At 41.9% G+C, this 17569-nt stretch carries 13 protein-coding genes; 6 read left to right on the top strand and 7 right to left on the bottom strand.

The features are described from left to right. The first annotated feature begins 27 nt into the window (after positions 1 to 27). Complete coding sequence (locus RDY04_RS06535; RefSeq protein ID WP_295494356.1) at positions 28 to 681, top strand: metal-dependent transcriptional regulator; 654 nt, start codon at positions 28 to 30, stop codon at positions 679 to 681. 228 nt (positions 682 to 909) lie between these two features. Here RDY04_RS06535 and RDY04_RS06530 read toward each other — a convergent pair whose 3' ends face one another. Then, positions 910 to 1044: a hypothetical protein gene (locus RDY04_RS06530; protein WP_303950061.1), complete on the bottom strand. Its 135-nt coding sequence runs from the start codon at positions 1042 to 1044 to the stop codon at positions 910 to 912. A gap of 68 nt (positions 1045 to 1112) precedes the next feature. Then, positions 1113 to 3461 carry an endonuclease MutS2 gene (locus RDY04_RS06525; protein ID WP_303950059.1) on the bottom strand — a complete coding sequence of 783 codons (2349 nt, stop codon included), beginning with the start codon at positions 3459 to 3461 and terminating at the stop codon, positions 1113 to 1115. Between the two features lie 206 nt (positions 3462 to 3667). Between RDY04_RS06525 and polA the strand changes: the two genes are divergently transcribed. Further along, positions 3668 to 6307 (top strand): DNA polymerase I, encoded by a 2640-nt coding sequence (polA, locus tag RDY04_RS06520; RefSeq protein ID WP_303950056.1) that lies wholly within the window; start codon positions 3668 to 3670, stop codon positions 6305 to 6307. A gap of 669 nt (positions 6308 to 6976) precedes the next feature. Here the strand turns inward: polA and mutY are convergent. Together mutY and RDY04_RS06510 are read right to left on the bottom strand one after the other, a co-directional pair. Next, on the bottom strand, positions 6977 to 8128 hold the full coding sequence (gene mutY / locus RDY04_RS06515; protein ID WP_303950053.1) for an A/G-specific adenine glycosylase: 1152 nt from the start codon (positions 8126 to 8128) through the stop codon (positions 6977 to 6979). Positions 8129 to 9326: 1198 nt separating this feature from the next. After that, complete coding sequence (locus RDY04_RS06510) at positions 9327 to 10280, bottom strand: hypothetical protein (protein ID WP_303950050.1); 954 nt, start codon at positions 10278 to 10280, stop codon at positions 9327 to 9329. Positions 10281 to 10484: 204 nt separating this feature from the next. Between RDY04_RS06510 and rpsF the strand changes: the two genes are divergently transcribed. The 3 genes from rpsF to rpsR are packed head-to-tail and all read left to right on the top strand — an operon-like array spanning position 10485 to position 11586. Continuing rightward, the gene (gene rpsF, locus RDY04_RS06505; protein WP_038676771.1) at positions 10485 to 10775 is read left to right on the top strand and encodes a 30S ribosomal protein S6; all 291 of its coding nucleotides are present in this window, start codon (positions 10485 to 10487) and stop codon (positions 10773 to 10775) included. A gap of 11 nt (positions 10776 to 10786) precedes the next feature. Further along, positions 10787 to 11305, top strand: coding sequence for a single-stranded DNA-binding protein (locus tag RDY04_RS06500; RefSeq protein WP_002891844.1), 519 nt, complete (start codon positions 10787 to 10789; stop codon positions 11303 to 11305). 41 nt (positions 11306 to 11346) lie between these two features. Next, positions 11347 to 11586: a 30S ribosomal protein S18 gene (gene rpsR, locus RDY04_RS06495; protein ID WP_000068665.1), complete on the top strand. Its 240-nt coding sequence runs from the start codon at positions 11347 to 11349 to the stop codon at positions 11584 to 11586. 106 nt (positions 11587 to 11692) lie between these two features. Here rpsR and RDY04_RS06490 read toward each other — a convergent pair whose 3' ends face one another. The 3 genes from RDY04_RS06490 to RDY04_RS06480 all read right to left on the bottom strand — a co-directional run bounded on the left by RDY04_RS06490 (position 11693) and on the right by RDY04_RS06480 (position 14374). Then, positions 11693 to 12574: a DUF4300 family protein gene (locus RDY04_RS06490; protein WP_303950043.1), complete on the bottom strand. Its 882-nt coding sequence runs from the start codon at positions 12572 to 12574 to the stop codon at positions 11693 to 11695. Positions 12575 to 12690: 116 nt separating this feature from the next. Then, a complete protein-coding gene (locus RDY04_RS06485) occupies positions 12691 to 13362 on the bottom strand; it encodes a DUF1129 domain-containing protein (protein ID WP_303950042.1) in 672 nt (223 codons plus the stop codon). Positions 13363 to 13429: 67 nt separating this feature from the next. Next, positions 13430 to 14374 carry a magnesium transporter CorA family protein gene (locus RDY04_RS06480; RefSeq protein WP_064519229.1) on the bottom strand — a complete coding sequence of 315 codons (945 nt, stop codon included), beginning with the start codon at positions 14372 to 14374 and terminating at the stop codon, positions 13430 to 13432. A gap of 295 nt (positions 14375 to 14669) precedes the next feature. Between RDY04_RS06480 and uvrA the strand changes: the two genes are divergently transcribed. After that, positions 14670 to 17495 carry an excinuclease ABC subunit UvrA gene (uvrA, locus tag RDY04_RS06475; RefSeq protein ID WP_303950037.1) on the top strand — a complete coding sequence of 942 codons (2826 nt, stop codon included), beginning with the start codon at positions 14670 to 14672 and terminating at the stop codon, positions 17493 to 17495. Positions 17496 to 17569: the final 74 nt, after the last annotated feature.

Genomic DNA, 17569 nt, shown 5'->3' with positions numbered 1-17569 from the left:
TAGAAGGAGAGAAGAAAAGAGGAACCTATGACACCAAATAAAGAAGATTACCTCAAGTGCATCTATGAAATTGGTGCGCAACATGAAAAAATTAGTAACAAAGAGATTGCGTCCCGGATGCAGGTTTCACCTCCAGCCGTGACTGAGATGGTCAAGCGCATGATCTCGGAGAATCTCCTCATCAAGGATAAGCTCCACGGCTATCTGCTCACCGAGCTCGGCTTCCAAACGGTTTCCGATCTTTTTCGCAAGCACCGCTTGATTGAAATGTTTTTACTAAAAAAGCTGGACTATACTACTGAAGAAGTCCATGAAGAGGCTGAAGTGCTCGAGCATACGGTCTCCGATCGCTTTATCGATAAACTAGACCAGATGTTAGACACTCCTAAGACCTGTCCCCATGGAGGGACCATTCCACCGAAAGGAAAACTTCTCATCGAGGCTTACCAGGACCGTTTGAGCGATGTCAGCGAACCAGGAACCTATCGTTTGCGAAGAGTCCAGGATACCTTTGAATTACTCAAATTTTTAGAACAAATCCAACTGAAGATCGGGGATGACATACTTCTAAAGGGGTACGATGATTACACGGGTCTCTTTCAGCTCAAGATTAAGGGGCAAGAAGTTCAAATCAATCACCTAATCGCCCAACAACTTTACATAGAAAAACATGACCTTTGATTAAGGGCATATCAGATTGAAGACAAAGTCCTCAGAAGTTATACTTCTGGGGACTTTTCTTGCGTTATACCAGAGAAAAAGGAAAGTGCAAAATGGAAGATAAGGGTGGTCTTACTTTGGCGTGTCTAAATACCTTTTAAAATTGAATTGAGTTGATTGCAACAACAATTGTAGCTGCAATACTTACTGATACAGAAGCTAGTCCGCCAACACAAATCAGCTTGCCATTTAGTTATCGGCTTGTTGTGCATTCTGGTTTTTCTTTCCTTGGAAAAACTCAATTGCACCTAAAAAGGCCCATCCTAGGCCACCAATAGAGACCAATGCGCCCATGGCAGTAATAATTTTTGTAACAACTTCCATTTTTATTATTTCTCCGTTGTCTTGCAAAAAAAGACTGGACACATAGTCTCAGTCTTTCTTAACTATTTTTACCCTAAGGTTGCAATGGTACATCCGGAACCACCAGCACTCTGTGGGGCATATTCAAAACTTTTAACATGGCGATGACGGCGAAGATATTTGGTCACTGCGTCACGGATGACACCGGTACCAATACCGTGGATGATGTCCACCTGACTCATGTTATTAAGTAGGGCTTGGTCAATAAAGGCATCAAGTTCTTGCATGGCTTCTTCGTAACGTTTCCCACGAAGGTCTAGACGGGCACGAGGACCGCCAGAAGCCTTCTTGGCTTTTTTAACCACGTTAATCTGTTTCTTCTTGGGTTGTTGGGCTTCAGCTTGGGCACGAACGAGAGTGAATTCATCCGCCTTGAGGGTCATCTTGATGAGACCTACTTGGGCTTCCCAGTTACCATTTTTGGCCTGACTAGTAAGAGTACCTCGTTGACCATAGGCGGTCACGATGATATCATCACCGACACGAGGAGCACGCGCAGCCTTTTCTTTCTTGGCCTTACGAAGGACCTTATTCTTAGAGAGGTCCAATTGTGGGGCAAGTTTCTTGAGTTTTCCTTTGGCATCGATAACTTCATGAGGCTTGAGTTGACTCTTATCATGGAGATTTTTGAGAATACTATCGCTCTCAGCCAAAGCTGTATCCACCATCTCTTGAATGTCTTTTTGAGCTTTTTCGAGTTCCTTGTCGTACTCATGGGAGAATTCGTTATAGAGTTTCTTAACCGCACGGTTGAATTTAAGGTTCTCTTGCTCAACGTCCTTGATGTGTTCCAGACGTTTTTGTGTTTCCACAGTTTGGGCTTCAAGTTGCTCGATGATACGATTGACATCACTATCAGTATCAGTGAGGTTTTCTGCTTCCTTGACAATAATTTCATTCAAGCCGAGACGGCGAGCAATCTCAAAGGCATTAGAACGACCAGGAACCCCCTGCATAAAACGATAGGTAGGGCTTAAAGTCGCTGTGTCAAACTCCATGCTGGCATTTTCCACATGTTGGGTCTCAATTCCATAGGCCTTAAGCTCAGGATAGTGAGTAGTAGCCATGGTTTTAATCTGGCTTAAACGGAGGTGCTCTAGGATTGCCATGGCTAGACTAGCCCCTTCCTGAGGATCAGTACCAGCCCCGAGCTCATCGACCAAGACAAGACTGTTGCTGTCGGCAGCGTCCAGAATCTCGACAATGTGAGTCATGTGACTAGAGAATGTTGACAAACTCTGTTCGATAGACTGTTCATCTCCGATGTCCGCAAAAATCTCTTGGAAAATGGCTACACGACTGCCCTTATCAGCCAAAATTGGAAGACCAGATTGAGCCATCAGTTGAGCTAGTCCTAGAGTTTTAAGCATGACCGTTTTACCACCCGTATTAGGACCTGTGATGACAATGGCTGTAAGATTCTCATCGAATCTCAAATCGTTGGCTACTGGATTGACCAAGAGAGGGTGACGAACGTTAAGCAGTTGGAGTGTTTGGTTGTCACTAATCTTTGGAATAACCGCCTTCTTATCTTGGAGATAGAGGTATTTTCCACGAATAAAGTCCATGTGGCCCAAAATCCAAGCGTTGTTGGAAATTGCAGCAGCCTGTGGACGGAGTTGATCAGACAGTTCATGTAGGATACGGGCCATCTCGTGGCGTTCGTCTGCACGTAATTGTGTAATTTCTTCGTTAAGCTGGATAACGGCGCGTGGCTCGATATACACTGTGTTTCCAGAGCTTGAGATGTCATGTACAACCCCAGCGATACGGTTACGGTAGGTATTTTTTACAGGAAGCACTGAACGGCCATTACGACTAGCAATTAAGCTCTCAGCCAACATGTGGCCAGATTTCTTGAGAATGTCTTGCAAGGTCTGGCGAATGGCATCATCGCAAGATTTGAGTTGACGACGGATATTTTGCAACTCAGGGCTAGCAAAATGCTCAATGAAACCACTATCATTGATACTTTGAAGGCTACCTTGTAGACTTGGGAAGGCTTCAATCTTTTCAAAAAGACGTTTAAGAGCCACGAGCTCAACATTTTCAAGGTCAGCGTAGAAGCGGCCAAGGTCAGCTGAAACTTGCAAGACCTTCTTGATGGCAATGAGCTCCTGGATGTTGAGGTCAGCATCCAGTTCCAAGCGACGCAAGGACTCAGAAATATCTCTTAAGCTCCCAATGGCAAAGCCATGATGCTCTACGAAAATCTCAGACATTTCTTGGATTTCTGTAAATTGATTTTGAATTCTTTCTGGATTGGTCATAGGTACCAAGTCACGTAACTCTGCCTGAGCCTGATCAGTCTGTAGGTATTCTGTGAACTGGTCCTTGACCTTATTAAATTCTAATTGATCTAAAATCTTTGTGTTCATAACTCCTATTATAGCATATTTGACCATAGGACGTGGAGATGGTAAATACTTGTAACAATACTGTTGACTGATTCGCTCTAAAATTTGTCGATGGTCAATTCTCCTTGTGGCTTATTATTTATGAATGATTATTTTACAAAAGAGTCTCCCTAAAATAAGAGGATTTCAATTAAAACCAATGCTCCCATCTATGCTATAATAAACCTATGACTAATCAGAAAAAATTACTCCTAATCGACGGTTCATCCGTTGCCTTTCGTGCCTTTTTCGCACTTTATAATCAAATTGACCGTTTTCGTAACAATAATGGCTTGCATACCAATGCTATCTACGGTTTCCACCTCATGTTGGACAACCTGCTTGAGCGTATCCAACCGACTCATGTTTTGGTAGCCTTTGATGCGGGGAAAACAACCTTCCGTACAGAGATGTTTGCGGACTATAAGGCTGGTCGTGCCAAGACTCCAGAGGAATTCCGTGAGCAGTTCCCTTATATCCGTGAGATGTTGGCTGCACGTGGTATCGCCTATTATGATCTGGCTCAGTACGAGGCAGATGACATTATCGGTACCTTGGCTAAGATGGCTGAAAATACCAGTGAGGACTATCAAATTACTGTTGTCTCTGGGGACAAGGACTTGATTCAGTTGACTGATGTCAATACCGTCGTTGAGATTTCGAAGAAAGGTGTAGCTGAGTTTGAGGCCTTTACACCTGACTACCTCATGGAGAAAATGGGAATTACTCCAGCGCAATTCATCGACCTCAAGGCCCTCATGGGTGATAAGTCCGATAATATTCCAGGAGTTACTAAGATTGGTGAAAAGACTGGTCTCAAGCTCCTCTTGGAACACGGTTCTCTTGAAGGTATCTATGAGCATATTGATGAGATGAAGAAGTCCAAAATGAAGGAAAATCTCATCAATGATAAGGAACAAGCTTTCCTTTCTAAAACTCTGGCGACCATTGATACCCAGTCTCCTATTGAAATTGGCCTAGATGATACGGCCTTTACGGGACCTGACCTTGAAAAATTGTCAGCCTTTTATGATGAAATGGGCTTTGTTCAGTTTAAAAATGCCCTTGGTGGAGAGGCTGTGCCGCAGGATTTTGATGTGGCCTATGCAGAGCCTAGTCAAGTGACAGTGAATCACTTTAGCTCTGACGATTTCTTCTATTTTGAAATCCTCGGTGACAATTATCACACAGAGCCTATCATCGGTTTTGCTTGGGGGAACGACAAGCAGATGTATGCGTCTACAGATACTGAACTACTCAACTCAGAAGCCTTCCAGGCAGCTCTTTCTAAAGCTGTTAATATCTACGATTTCAAGCGTAGTAAGGTCCTCTTGAGCCATCTAGGTATTGACTTGCCTACGGCTAATTTCGATGCCCGTCTGGCCAAGTATCTGCTCTCAACCGTTGAAGACAATGAATTGTCAACCATTGCCCGTCTCTATACGGACCTACCGTTGGAAACAGATGAAGTGGTCTATGGCAAGGGAGCTAAGCGTGCAGTTCCTGAAAAAGAGGTCTTACTCAGCCACCTGGCTAAGAAAGTCAAAGTCCTTCAGGTCGCTAAACCGGTTATGCTTGAAAAATTGGCTGAACACGGTCAATCAGAGCTTCTCTTTGACATGGAGTTACCACTGGCAAATGTGCTAGCCAAGATGGAAATCGCTGGTATTAAGGTCAAGGGACAAACCCTTAACGAGATGGCAGTGGAAAACCAAGTAGTCATCGATAAATTGACTCAAGAAATCTACGAGATGGCGGGCGAAGAGTTCAATATCAATTCACCTAAACAATTGGGTGTTATCCTCTTTGAAAAAATGGCTCTACCTTTGGAATACACTAAGAAAACCAAGACAGGTTACTCAACGGCTGTGGATGTCCTTGAACGTTTGGCACCAATTGCTCCAATCGTAGCTAAGATTTTGGAGTACCGTCAAATCACTAAGCTTCAGTCTACCTATGTCTTGGGGCTTCAAGATTATATCCTTGAGGATGGCAAAATCCATACCCGTTATGTGCAAGATCTAACTCAGACAGGACGTCTGTCATCAGTGGATCCCAACTTGCAAAATATCCCTGTTCGCTTGGAGCAAGGTCGTCTCATCCGTAAGGCCTTTGTCCCATCGACTGAGGATGCAGTGCTTTTAAGCTCGGATTACTCACAGATTGAGTTGCGCGTGCTTGCCCATATTTCGGGAGATGAGCATTTGATTGCAGCCTTTAAAGAGGGGGCAGATATCCATACCTCAACAGCCATGCGTGTCTTTGGTATTGAAAAGCCAGAGGATGTCACACCTAACGACCGTCGTAACGCCAAGGCTGTTAACTTCGGTATCGTTTATGGTATTTCTGACTTTGGTCTATCCAACAACCTTGGTATTAGCCGTAAGAAGGCCAAGGAGTATATCGATACCTACTTTGAACGTTATCCTGGTATTAAGGCTTATATGGATAATGTGGTTCGTGAAGCCAAGGATAAAGGATATGTAGAAACCCTCTTCCACCGCCGTCGTGAGTTGCCAGATATTAATTCTCGTAACTTTAACGTCCGCAACTTCGCTGAGCGTACAGCCATCAACTCGCCTATCCAAGGCAGTGCTGCTGATATCCTCAAGATTGCTATGATTAACCTAGACAAGGCTCTGGTAGAAGGTGGCTATAAAACTAAGATGCTCCTACAGGTGCATGATGAAATCGTCCTTGAGGTGCCGAACGATGAACTTGTAGCTATGAAGGCCTTGGTTAAAGAAACCATGGAAGTTGCAGTCGAACTCGCTGTCCCTCTCATCGCAGATGAGAATGACGGCCGCACATGGTATGAGGCAAAGTAATACATGAAAGAAAATTTTCCATTCACCTATTTTCTCTTGCGCTACATGCTAGGATTTCTGGCCGTTGTCCTAGCTATCGTAGCAGTATTGGTGATTATCACCTACTTTATGACCAAGTAGAAATAGACAGATAAAAGCTGGACTGAGGTCCGGCTTTTTTGGTAGAACTACTTGTAATTATAAAGGAATACCTCTCAATCTATAGATAATTTAATCTAGTTTAGAATTGCTAAAACTTAGTATTTAGTCCAATGGCATAAACGATTAGAGATATAAAAATAATGAAAGGAGATAGAATAGACAGTTAATGTTAGTATGTCTCTGAGTGGTTAATGAGAACACTAAGAGATTTGCAACTCACAATTACCATAAATAGAAAAAATAATATAAGGAGAAAATATATTAAAACATTAGAATTGACACAACAAGTATTGACACATGAGAAATTATCACTAATGGTCCCGGAGGAGCCTTGTTGGGAGTAGCTGGAGGAGCAGTCAGTTATGGAGCGTTGTGTTGGGTATGATTGAATTTTTGATGTCAAAAAATGTGACTTATTTGGAGTTGTTTTATGTCTTTGTGGGAGTAGTTCTTTCGAAGATATACCTTGCTTTGCGTAGCCGTAAGTACGATAAACTTGACGCATAAGAAAAAGGGTAGCACTCACTGCTATCCTTTTTTGCTATTTTCATAAGCCTTAATCATTTTCTTTTGTGGTGTGGCCATCGGGAACTGGTCGAAGTTCTCAGCCGCTACCCAGCATAGCTCCTTATCGGTAGGGAGTTTGTCGTTATTAACGTTACCTTCCACCATCTCGATGGTCCATTTTTGGTGGCTGAAGGTATGTTTTACAGGTGTAAAATTGCTGTTCGTCCACTCCGGTTTGAGGGCATAATTTTCCTCAAAAATAGCCTTTTGAGAGACTGTCTCGAGAATACTATCATCCTTTTCAAAAAGGCTGAGTTGTTGGCCAATAAAGTCCGTTTCCATGATAGGGAAGGACCAGAAACCACCTAGTAGACGTCCCTCGACATTTTTTTCGAGCAAAAACTCTCCCTTTTCATTTTTAATAATAAAAGCCTGAATTTGCATAGGTTTAGGCTTCTTCTTAGGTAATTTTATGGGGTATTTATCATAAGTTCCGTTGAGATAGGCTGCACAGAAAAAGCGAATTGGGCTTTCGTCTGGTCTCGGATTTTTAGCTGATTCGATATCAGTTCCAAGGTCCATAAGCGCCTGATTAAAGTCACCAGGACGGTCAGGGTCAATTAAAATGTCCATAATCGCTTGGAAAATCTTACGATTTTTGGCATCTCCAATATCGTAGTTAACTTCAAAGAGACGAGCCATAACTCGCATAACATTACCATCAACAGCGGGCTCTGGGAGTCCAAAAGCAATGCTAGAAATAGCACCAGCAGTATAGGGGCCGATCCCCTTGAGCTTTGCAATATTGTCATAAGTATCTGGGAACTGACCAGCAAAGTCGGTCATGATTTGTTGTGCGGCCTTTTGCATGTTTCGGACACGTGAATAGTAACCTAGACCCTCCCAAGCTTTGAGGAGTTTCTCTTCTGGAGCCTCAGCCAAATTCTTAACTGTTGGGAACCAGTCTAAAAAGCGCTCGTAATAGGGAATGACAGTCTGAACCTGGGTTTGTTGTAGCATGATTTCACTGACCCAGATATAGTAGGGATTTTTAGTTCTACGCCACGGTAGGTCTCGTTTCTCTCGATCGTACCAGTCCAGGAGGGTACGACGAAAAGAGGCGATTTTCTCAGCATCCCACATGACAATGCCGTATTCTTTTAAATCTAACATATCTCTATTGTAGCAAAGAAATCTTTTTTCAAAAAATTATGCGTTTTTTCTGTTAAAAAGATTGACAAAAGTAAGCGTTTACATTATACTAAGAGTGTAAAGAAGAGAAGGATTCATCAAGGAGGTAAAAGCCATGGTGAGAGTCAATATTTCAAGGTACAAAAACGGAGACTAAGGTTTCTAAATAAAACAGTAGGCAAAATAACTAACTTTACCAATCATCTCTGAGGAGCGTGGTCATATGACAGTAGGGCGTTACAAGAACGGCGATTAAAAATGTTGCATAAAATAGCTACGAGGGAGTGATACCACCAGAAGTCGAAAGCCAAACTCAAATCTGTTAACTTAAGAAAAAGTGAGGTAAAGCTCATGAGAAATGTTAGTAGGTATAAAAATGGAGACACTTAAGCAGTTGCGTAAAATAGCTTAAGGAGTGATACCAATGCCAAACAAGTGAACTATCGACAAAAGTTTAATGCTTAAATCTTGTAACAAAGTACCGAGGTGACGCTTATGTTGATGTTTGATGTAAGTCGTTATAAGAACGGCGATTAAAAATGTTGCATAAAATAGCTACGAGGGAGTGATACCACCAGAAGTCGAAAGCCAAACTCAAATCTGTTAACTTAAGAAAAAGTGAGGTAAAGCTCATGAGAAATGTTAGTAGGTATAAAAATGGAGACACTTAAGCAGTTGCGTAAAATAGCTTAAGGAGTGATACCAATGCCAAACAAGTGAACTATCGACAAAAGTTTAATGCTTAAATCTTGTAACAAAGTACCGAGGTGACGCTTATGTTGATGTTTGATGTAAGTCGTTATAAGAACGGCGACAAGTAAATCTCATTGAGTGGTCAATGGGGAGATAGGTCTCAAATCATACGAATCAGAGGTGATTACTATGATGATGAATTTAGGACGTTATAAAAATGGAGACACTTCAAGTTATTGCATAAAATAGCTTAGGGAGTGATACCAATGTAATAGAAAATTTACAATACAAAAAGTTATTTGTAAGTTGATGGAGGTAATCTATGATTGCTAGGTATAAAAATGGAGACACACAATGACTCCTCCTTATGAAAATATTTTTTACAAAATTCCAAAAGGATGTTCTAATGACAATTGAAAAATCTTAAAAGCTCATTCTAGCGTGTAAGAATGAGCTTTTTGATATGTTGAATTTAGCTGAAAGATACTTAATCCTTATTGTTTAACTGGACCTTTCGTAGGAGAGCCAGTCTTTTTTGTTCATCTACTAGAGCCATAAAGATTTGGTACTGTTTTTGGAGATGTGGCAGGAAGCTTTTAGGAATCTTGCTATCAAAGCTTAGGTTGTTCAGAAATACGGGGGCGCTACTATCTTTATAGATTTGTCCTTGGAAGAAGTAGTTGTCGGTCACGATATCAATTGAGATACGTGATGAGCGCCATCGGCGTTTGCGCATGTACTTGGGTTTCCAACGAATCTTAAGTTGTTGGTCCTTGATATACCACCCCATGATGTCTATTCTAGCGGTCTGTTTCGTTTTGTCATCACAGTAGGTTACTGGGACGCTTAAAACCTGTTGGCTTCTTGGTGAGGTTAAGAAGGGATGAAAATCGGGAATGAAGTCGTAGTCCTTGCTAGACACTTCCGATAGGCTGTCTTCTTCTCGTATTTTGCTACGACTGGCGTACTTGAAGAAGTCAAAACTCTTACCTTGTCTTTCTAGTTGATCAGCCTCTAATTGATATTTTGTTACCTGGTCACCGATATTTTTTGTGGTCTTGAGGTAACGCATGATTTCTTCATCCTTGTAGTAAAGAGCGACGAGATTTTTTAGACGCTGACTAGGGTTCAGAGAGTGTAACTTGTCTGGAAAAGACAAGATTTGTATGCTATGAACAGAGGCTAAAGGGACAGCAGCGATGCCTGATAAGAGATTGTCTTGTTCAAAGAGGGAGACGGTATCAAAATGACTGGTATGACCAAGCTGATGTCTTATGTCAACAACAAAGAGGTTGTTGTCCTGTTTAAAAGTAATAATGTAGGTATCACTCGGACCTAAGTTTTTAAGGTTATATTCTAGGGAAGTAATAGGAATATTATAGTAGTGGTTAAAGGTGGGAAGCCCTAGTTTTTCTCCTAATTTCTTTTTATGATAAAGCATTCTCTTATTTTAGCATGAAGTTTGATCGGAGAAAAGATAACGCATAGGGCTTAACTTTTTTTCTGAGTGATTCAAATTTCTAACTCTTTACTTTTTCCTTGCATTATCCCTCAAACTTTGGTAAAATTATATATTGTGAGTGCACCTCACTTACTCGTGGCGAAAGTCCATGAGTCATTAGACCAAAAGAGGAGGAAAATATCAATGGCTAAATACGAAATTCTTTATATCATTCGTCCAAACATTGAAGAAGAAGCTAAAAACGCTTTGGTAGCACGTTTCGATTCTATCTTGACTGACAACGGTGCAACTGTTGTTGAATCAAAAGATTGGGAAAAACGTCGTCTTGCATACGAAATCCAAGATTTCCGTGAAGGACTTTACCACGTTGTTAACGTTGAAGCAAACGACGATGTAGCTCTTAACGAGTTCGACCGTCTTTCAAAAATCAACGGCGACATTCTTCGTCACATGATCGTTAAACTTGACGCGTAAGAAGGTAAATTATGATTAATAATGTCGTACTCGTTGGTCGCATGACCCGTGATGCGGAACTTCGTTATACACCAAGTAACGTTGCTGTTGCAACATTCAGCCTTGCGGTTAACCGTAATTTCAAGGGTGCTAATGGTGAACGTGAAACAGACTTTATTAACTGTGTTATCTGGCGCCAGCAAGCTGAAAATTTGGCTAATTGGGCTAAGAAAGGTGCATTGATTGGAATTACAGGTCGTATTCAGACTCGTAACTATGAAAATCAACAAGGTCAACGTGTTTACGTAACTGAAGTTGTCGCTGATAATTTCCAAATGTTGGAAAGCCGTGCGGCACGTGAAGGTCACAGTGGTGGTTCTTACAACGCTGGAGGATTTGATAATTCAAATTCATTCGGTGGAGGAGCTTCAACTGGTGGTTCATTTGGTGGATCACAACCTGCACAATCTACACCAAACTTCGGTCGTGACGAGAGTCCATTTGGTAATTCAAATCCAATGGATATTTCAGATGACGATCTCCCATTCTAAGAATGGACAAAACGAATTAAATATATAAAGGAGAAATAAACATGGCTCAACAACGTCGTGGCGGATTCAAACGCCGTAAAAAAGTTGATTACATCGCAGCTAACAAAATCGAATATGTTGATTACAAAGATACTGAGCTTCTTAGCCGTTTCGTTTCAGAACGTGGTAAAATTCTTCCACGTCGTGTAACAGGAACTTCAGCTAAAAACCAACGTAAAGTGACAACAGCGATTAAACGCGCTCGCGTTATGGCACTTATGCCTTACGTAAACGAAGACTAAAAATAATACCCTCGACTGAGGGTGTTTTTTTATGCCTTGATTTTTTATGCTTGTGTGCTGACTTTTATTTTATACTTTAGGGAAAAAGAGAAACCAACTGGTCTTCTCATTTATCTTGAGGAGCTAGTTGGTTGTTTTGTGGTATATAGAGTGTGTTTTCTAAGAAATCATCAAATTTTTGGTCGTTAACGAGGATATCGACATTGTCTTTGAAAACCTTGAAACGATTGCTTAACCAGTGTGTTTTGATGTCGACCCAATTGTTGAAATGACTCCAGCGGTAAGGAAGTGTTGGATCTTGTTTTTCAAAAATATAGATACTACCATCTTTTTCGTAAGCTATAGCTGTGTGGAAGTTACTAACATCACCAGGGCTATTTTGAAAGACGGAGAGGAGTTTAACCTTTTCTGGAAACTTGAGTCCGGCTTCTTTCCAAGCTTTCAGGAGTTCATCTGTAGACTGGTAGCTGATATTATCCCCAAAGAGAAGGCTGTAGAGGGCTTGATCTTTGGCATTTAGCTCTTTGTGGCGTGACTTGAGATCAAGAAATTCATTTTGAAGGGGGAGGTCTAATTTAGTAAGGTCCTCTGAGCTTGTAATAAGGTTATGAAGGAGCAGGAAGGATGTTCGTCGGCAGTTTAAATCATCAGTAAAGTGCGATTTGTTATCTTCGAAAGTTTTTTCATTAAGGAAGGTGACAAATTGGTTTTGGTCTTTGCCGATTTTACTTTGGGTCCATTTTTTGACAACAGGTTGAAGGTTTGTATTTTCCTGATTGTAACGACTAATATAAGGGGCTAGATTGTTCCAGTCTTTTGTTGGAATACCCTTGCTTTTTAAGGCTTTTGCTAGCTGCTTTTCCTGAGTGGAAGTTGTCACATTGTTAAAACTATAGTAAGCTTGATAGTTTTTCTGAGTATTCTTGTGGCCACAAGCCATAAGTAATAGGCAGCAAGCAATGATTAGTAGAGGGAATTTGATACGCATCTATTGGAATTCTTTCTTTTGTCTATTAACTTTAACATTTTAGTATAGAATAGCCAACTGTGTCAAGATTTCTGACGTAAAAAAGCACCCATAAGGGTGCTTGAAGTTGAGATTGATTAAGATGCAGGTGCGTAAGTACTTTGAACGTTGTAGTGACGTTTGAAGAAGTATTTGGCAACACCAGCGATGACACCAATGATAAGGATCACAATTGGTGAAAGACCAGGGTTGAGGTAGCTTGGAAGAAGGGCTGTAAGACTAAAGAGAGCAAACCATGCAATAAAAGAGAGTGTGATGACGGTCATGCTGAACCACCATTTTGGACGTTCTTCTTTTGGTTTGTTATTGTGACGGTAGATGTAGTGATAAGGAGTGTACATAGCTAGACCACCGATGAATGATACGGATAGGAGAGTTGTGAGGCCGTAGCTTGTTTGCGTACCAGAGAAACCAAAGACTGCATTCATGATGGCAACAATGGCTAGAAGGAAAAGTGAGGTATCAAGCCACATCTTCCAAGGTGTTTTGTCTGTTTCTGGGACTTCTTTGCTGGTCTTTTCTGAGTTAGGTTGTGGATGTTTTTCAGGAGAGAAACTAGCTGCCCAGACCGTTGGAGCACCAAGAAGACTGCGTCCTGTGATTCCTTTTTTCTGATTTTCAAGGAGTTCGGGAATGACATTACCAAGGATGTCTTTGATTTCTTGGTCTGACTTACCGTCTCTGATAAGCTGATTGGTTGCGATGTGGATGAATTCTTGGTTTTTCTTGGTGAGTTTTTGGATGTCCATGAGATGACCTTTCGATAAATAATATTATTTTTAGTGTTGAAGTTTAGGGAAAAGAAGAGGTTCTATGTTAGAACCATTTTTTTCTGATAAAGTAGATAACAACGCAGGATGACCCTAAGGCTGCGATGAAGAAGATGACCCAAAAGGCGTTATCTAAATCGTTTAGTGGCATAGAATTGTTTTTAAAGTTCATACCGTAAGCGGAGAAGATAACGGTCGGGATGTCCAGAGCCATCGTCATAAGAGCTAGTGTTTTCATGATAGTGTTCTGGTTATTACCGATGATAGAGGCAGAAGTTTCGGCCATGGCATTCAAGACATTTTCATAGATGCCTGCCATTTCGATGGCCTGTTGGGTTTCGACCAAGGTGTCTTCCAATAGGTCCTCGTCCTCGATATATTTCTTCAAGCTAGAGGCGTTACCTGTTAGCTTTTTGACAATTCGTTCATTCATCTTAAGTGAGGCTTTTAGATAGACAATGGATTTTTCCAATTCCATCATGTCAATCAAGTGCTCGTTTTTAGTCGCATTTTCCAACTGAGCTTCCAATTTATCACTCTGACGGTCGATAGAACGTAGGGCGGTTAGGTAAAGTTGGGCATTGCGGTAAAGGATCTGAAAGACGAAGCGTGTCTTCATGAAGGTGTAGAAGTTACGCACACGGTGGTTTAGGAAATTATCCATGAGACTAATGTCCTCAAGACAGGTAGTAACAACCACCTCATCGGTAACGATGATACCCAATGGAATAGTGACGTAGTAGCTTTTGTTATTACGCTCTTCCTGGGTTGGAACGTCGACCAGAATCAAGGTGTAGTCATCTTCGACATCGATACGTGAAGTTTCTTCCACGTCCAGAGGGGCGCGGAGGTCTTGAATATCAATGTTAAACCGTTCTGCGACCTTCATGGCTTCTTCTTGGGAAGGGTTCACCAAATGAATCCAAGCACCAGGCTCGAATGTTTCAATTTCTTTGAATTCTTTTCCGGTGGATAAGAACATTTGTTTCAATGGGAACCCCTCCTTCGTCATTAAGTAAGTGCTAGCATCTTGATTATAAAAGGATTTGTAGAATCGCTTTTAAGTCCAATTAACACTGCTCTTAACTTTTTTTAGTGTTGTCAAATGAGGCTTGGGATGATGTTCCTTGCCTTTTTTAGACACTTCACCATTATACTATATTTGAAACATTTTTGGGCTGGATAAATTGAAATTTTGTTATAATTATGAGAGAAAGTCGGGATGGATTTTCCATCCGTCTGTAGAAAGGAGCGGCAGTGGCTTTTGGGCTAGGCCTCTTAAAAATATGCAAGATAAGTTAGTGATTCATGGAGCAAGAGCTCACAATTTAAAAAATATCGATGTGGAGATTCCGCGTGATAAACTGGTGGTGGTGACGGGCTTGTCAGGTTCTGGGAAGTCTTCCTTGGCCTTTGATACCATCTATGCAGAGGGGCAACGTCGTTATGTTGAAAGTCTCTCGGCTTATGCCCGCCAGTTTTTGGGAAATATGGAGAAACCTGATGTGGACTCGATTGATGGTTTGAGTCCTGCCATCTCCATTGACCAGAAAACAACAAGCAAAAACCCTCGCTCGACGGTCGGAACGGCAACAGAGATTAATGACTATCTTCGTCTCCTGTATGCGCGTGTGGGTGTCCCTTATTGTCCTAATGGTCATGGAGCCATTCAGTCGTCCTCTGTGGAACAGATTGTGGATGAGGTTCTAGCTCTTCCTGAGCGTACGCGTATGCAGATTTTAGCGCCGATTGTTCGTCGTAGGAAAGGTCAACACAAGGCCGTTTTTGAGCGTGTACAAAAGGATGGTTATGTTCGTGTTCGTGTAGATGGTGAGATTTACGATGTTACAGAAGTGCCAGAGTTGTCTAAGTCTAAGATGCATAATATCGAAGTGGTTGTGGACCGCTTGGTGAATAAGGAGGGTATCCGTAGTCGCCTCTTTGATTCGGTGGAGGCGGCCCTACGTTTAGCAGATGGCTACTTGATTGTGGATACCATGGATGATAATGAGTTGCTTTACTCAGAACATTATTCTTGTCCGGTTTGTGGCTTCACAGTGCCAGAGTTGGAGCCTCGTCTCTTTTCATTCAATGCGCCATTTGGCTCTTGTCCGACCTGTGATGGTTTGGGCAATAAACTGGAAGTTGATATGGATTTGGTCATTCCTGATGCTAGTAAGACCTTGCGTGAAGGTGCTTTAGCGCCTTGGAATCCTATTTCGTCCAACTATTATCCAGCCATGCTTGAGCAAGCTATGGAGCAGTTCGGCGTGGATATGGATACGCCATTTGGAAAACTGAAAAAAGAAGAACAAGATTTGGTCCTCTACGGATCTGGGGATCGTGAATTCCATTTTCATTATGTTAATGATTTTGGTGGGGTGCGTGATATTGACATTCCTTTTGAAGGGGTTGTGACTAATATCAATCGTCGCTATCACGAGACCAATAGTGATTTCACTCGCAATGTCATGCGAGGTTATATGAATGAGCTGTCATGTCCAACTTGTCATGGCTATCGTCTTAACGAAGCAGCACTCTCGGTTCGTGTTGGTGGCGAGAATGGCCTCAATATTGGTCAAATCTCTGATTTGTCTATTTCAGATCATCTTAAGGAAATCGATAACCTTGAATTAGGTGAAAACGAGGGAGTGATTGCTCGTCCAATTGTTAAGGAAATTAAGGATCGCTTGACTTTCTTAAATAATGTAGGCCTTAATTATTTGACTCTCTCTCGTATGGCTGGAACTCTTTCAGGTGGTGAGAGTCAGCGTATCCGTTTGGCGACACAGATTGGCTCTAACCTTTCTGGAGTCCTATATGTGTTGGATGAGCCTTCTATTGGGCTTCATCAGCGAGACAATGATCGCTTGATATCAAGTCTTAAAAAGATGCGTGATTTGGGCAATACCTTAATTGTGGTGGAGCATGATGAAGATACCATGCGTGAGGCTGACTGGCTTATCGATGTGGGACCTGGTGCTGGTGCCTTTGGTGGTCAAATCATGGCCTCTGGAACCCCAGAGGAAGTGGCTAAGAACAAGAAATCAATCACCGGGCAATATCTGTCAGGTGCTAAATCAATTCCTGTACCGAGGGAACGTCGTGTAGGTAATGGTCATTTTATCGAGGTTACAGGAGCTAGCGAAAATAACCTTAAGAATGTATCTGTCAAGTTTCCACTTGGAAAGTTGATTGCAGTCACAGGTGTTTCTGGTTCGGGAAAATCGACTTTGGTTAACGGAATTCTCAAGAAAAAAATTGCCCAAGAACTCAATCGCAATAGTGAGAAACCTGGTAAACACAAATCGGTGACAGGAATCGAGCATATCGAGCGTTTGATCGATATTGACCAAAGTCCAATTGGGCGTACACCTCGTTCTAATCCAGCGACTTACACAGGCGTCTTTGACGATATTCGTGATCTTTTTGCTCAAACCAATGAGGCCAAGATTCGAGGTTACAAGAAGGGGCGTTTCTCTTTCAATGTCAAGGGAGGCCGTTGTGAAGCCTGCTCTGGTGATGGTATTATCAAGATTGAGATGCATTTTTTGCCGGATGTTTATGTTCCTTGTGAGGTTTGTCATGGCACACGCTATAATTCTGAGACCCTAGAAGTTCGTTATAAAGGGAAAAATATCGCGGAGATTCTGGATATGACAGTTGATGACGCAGTTGACTTCTTTGCGGCTATTCCTAAGATTGCCCGTAAAGTGCAGACAATCAAGGATGTGGGGCTTGGGTATGTGACCTTGGGCCAACCAGCAACAACCCTATCAGGTGGTGAAGCTCAACGTATGAAGCTGGCTAGTGAGTTGCACAAACGCTCTACTGGGAAGTCTTTCTACATTCTGGATGAACCGACGACTGGTCTCCATACAGATGACATTGCACGTCTTTTGAAGGTGCTTCAGCGTTTTGCGGACGATGGCAACACTGTTCTCGTGATTGAGCACAATCTGGATGTTATCAAGACCGCAGACCATATTATCGATTTGGGTCCTGAAGGCGGTGTCGGTGGAGGTACTATCGTTGCTACGGGGACCCCAGAAGAGGTGGCAGCTGTTCCAGAAAGCTACACAGGACAATATTTGAAAGAAAAATTGACCTAAAGTAAAAAGGCTCTTTGAGTCTTTTTTTGCTTTAGGCTGGTTTAAGTTGAGCTTGCTGTTCTATGGTTAAGAAA

The organism is uncultured Streptococcus sp. (genome assembly GCF_902463925.1).
Lineage (GTDB): Bacteria > Bacillota > Bacilli > Lactobacillales > Streptococcaceae > Streptococcus.
The sequence above is the reverse complement of the archived record's forward strand: the minus strand, read 5'-3'. Positions and strand labels throughout refer to the sequence as shown.

Excerpts from the sequence above, each read along its gene's own strand:
- RDY04_RS06535 (WP_295494356.1), top strand. The coding sequence starts at position 28 with ATGACACCAAATAAAGAAGATTACCTCAAGTGCATCTATGAAATTGGT.
- RDY04_RS06490 (WP_303950043.1), bottom strand. The coding sequence starts at position 12,574 with ATGCGTATCAAATTCCCTCTACTAATCATTGCTTGCTGCCTATTACTT.
- mutY (WP_303950053.1), bottom strand. The coding sequence starts at position 8,128 with ATGTTAGATTTAAAAGAATACGGCATTGTCATGTGGGATGCTGAGAAA.
- uvrA (WP_303950037.1), top strand. The coding sequence starts at position 14,670 with ATGCAAGATAAGTTAGTGATTCATGGAGCAAGAGCTCACAATTTAAAA.
- RDY04_RS06525 (WP_303950059.1), bottom strand. The coding sequence starts at position 3,461 with ATGAACACAAAGATTTTAGATCAATTAGAATTTAATAAGGTCAAGGAC.
- RDY04_RS06510 (WP_303950050.1), bottom strand. The coding sequence starts at position 10,280 with ATGCTTTATCATAAAAAGAAATTAGGAGAAAAACTAGGGCTTCCCACC.
- RDY04_RS06485 (WP_303950042.1), bottom strand. The coding sequence starts at position 13,362 with ATGGACATCCAAAAACTCACCAAGAAAAACCAAGAATTCATCCACATC.
- rpsF (WP_038676771.1), top strand. The coding sequence starts at position 10,485 with ATGGCTAAATACGAAATTCTTTATATCATTCGTCCAAACATTGAAGAA.
- RDY04_RS06500 (WP_002891844.1), top strand. The coding sequence starts at position 10,787 with ATGATTAATAATGTCGTACTCGTTGGTCGCATGACCCGTGATGCGGAA.
- RDY04_RS06530 (WP_303950061.1), bottom strand. The coding sequence starts at position 1,044 with ATGGAAGTTGTTACAAAAATTATTACTGCCATGGGCGCATTGGTCTCT.
- polA (WP_303950056.1), top strand. The coding sequence starts at position 3,668 with ATGACTAATCAGAAAAAATTACTCCTAATCGACGGTTCATCCGTTGCC.
- rpsR (WP_000068665.1), top strand. The coding sequence starts at position 11,347 with ATGGCTCAACAACGTCGTGGCGGATTCAAACGCCGTAAAAAAGTTGAT.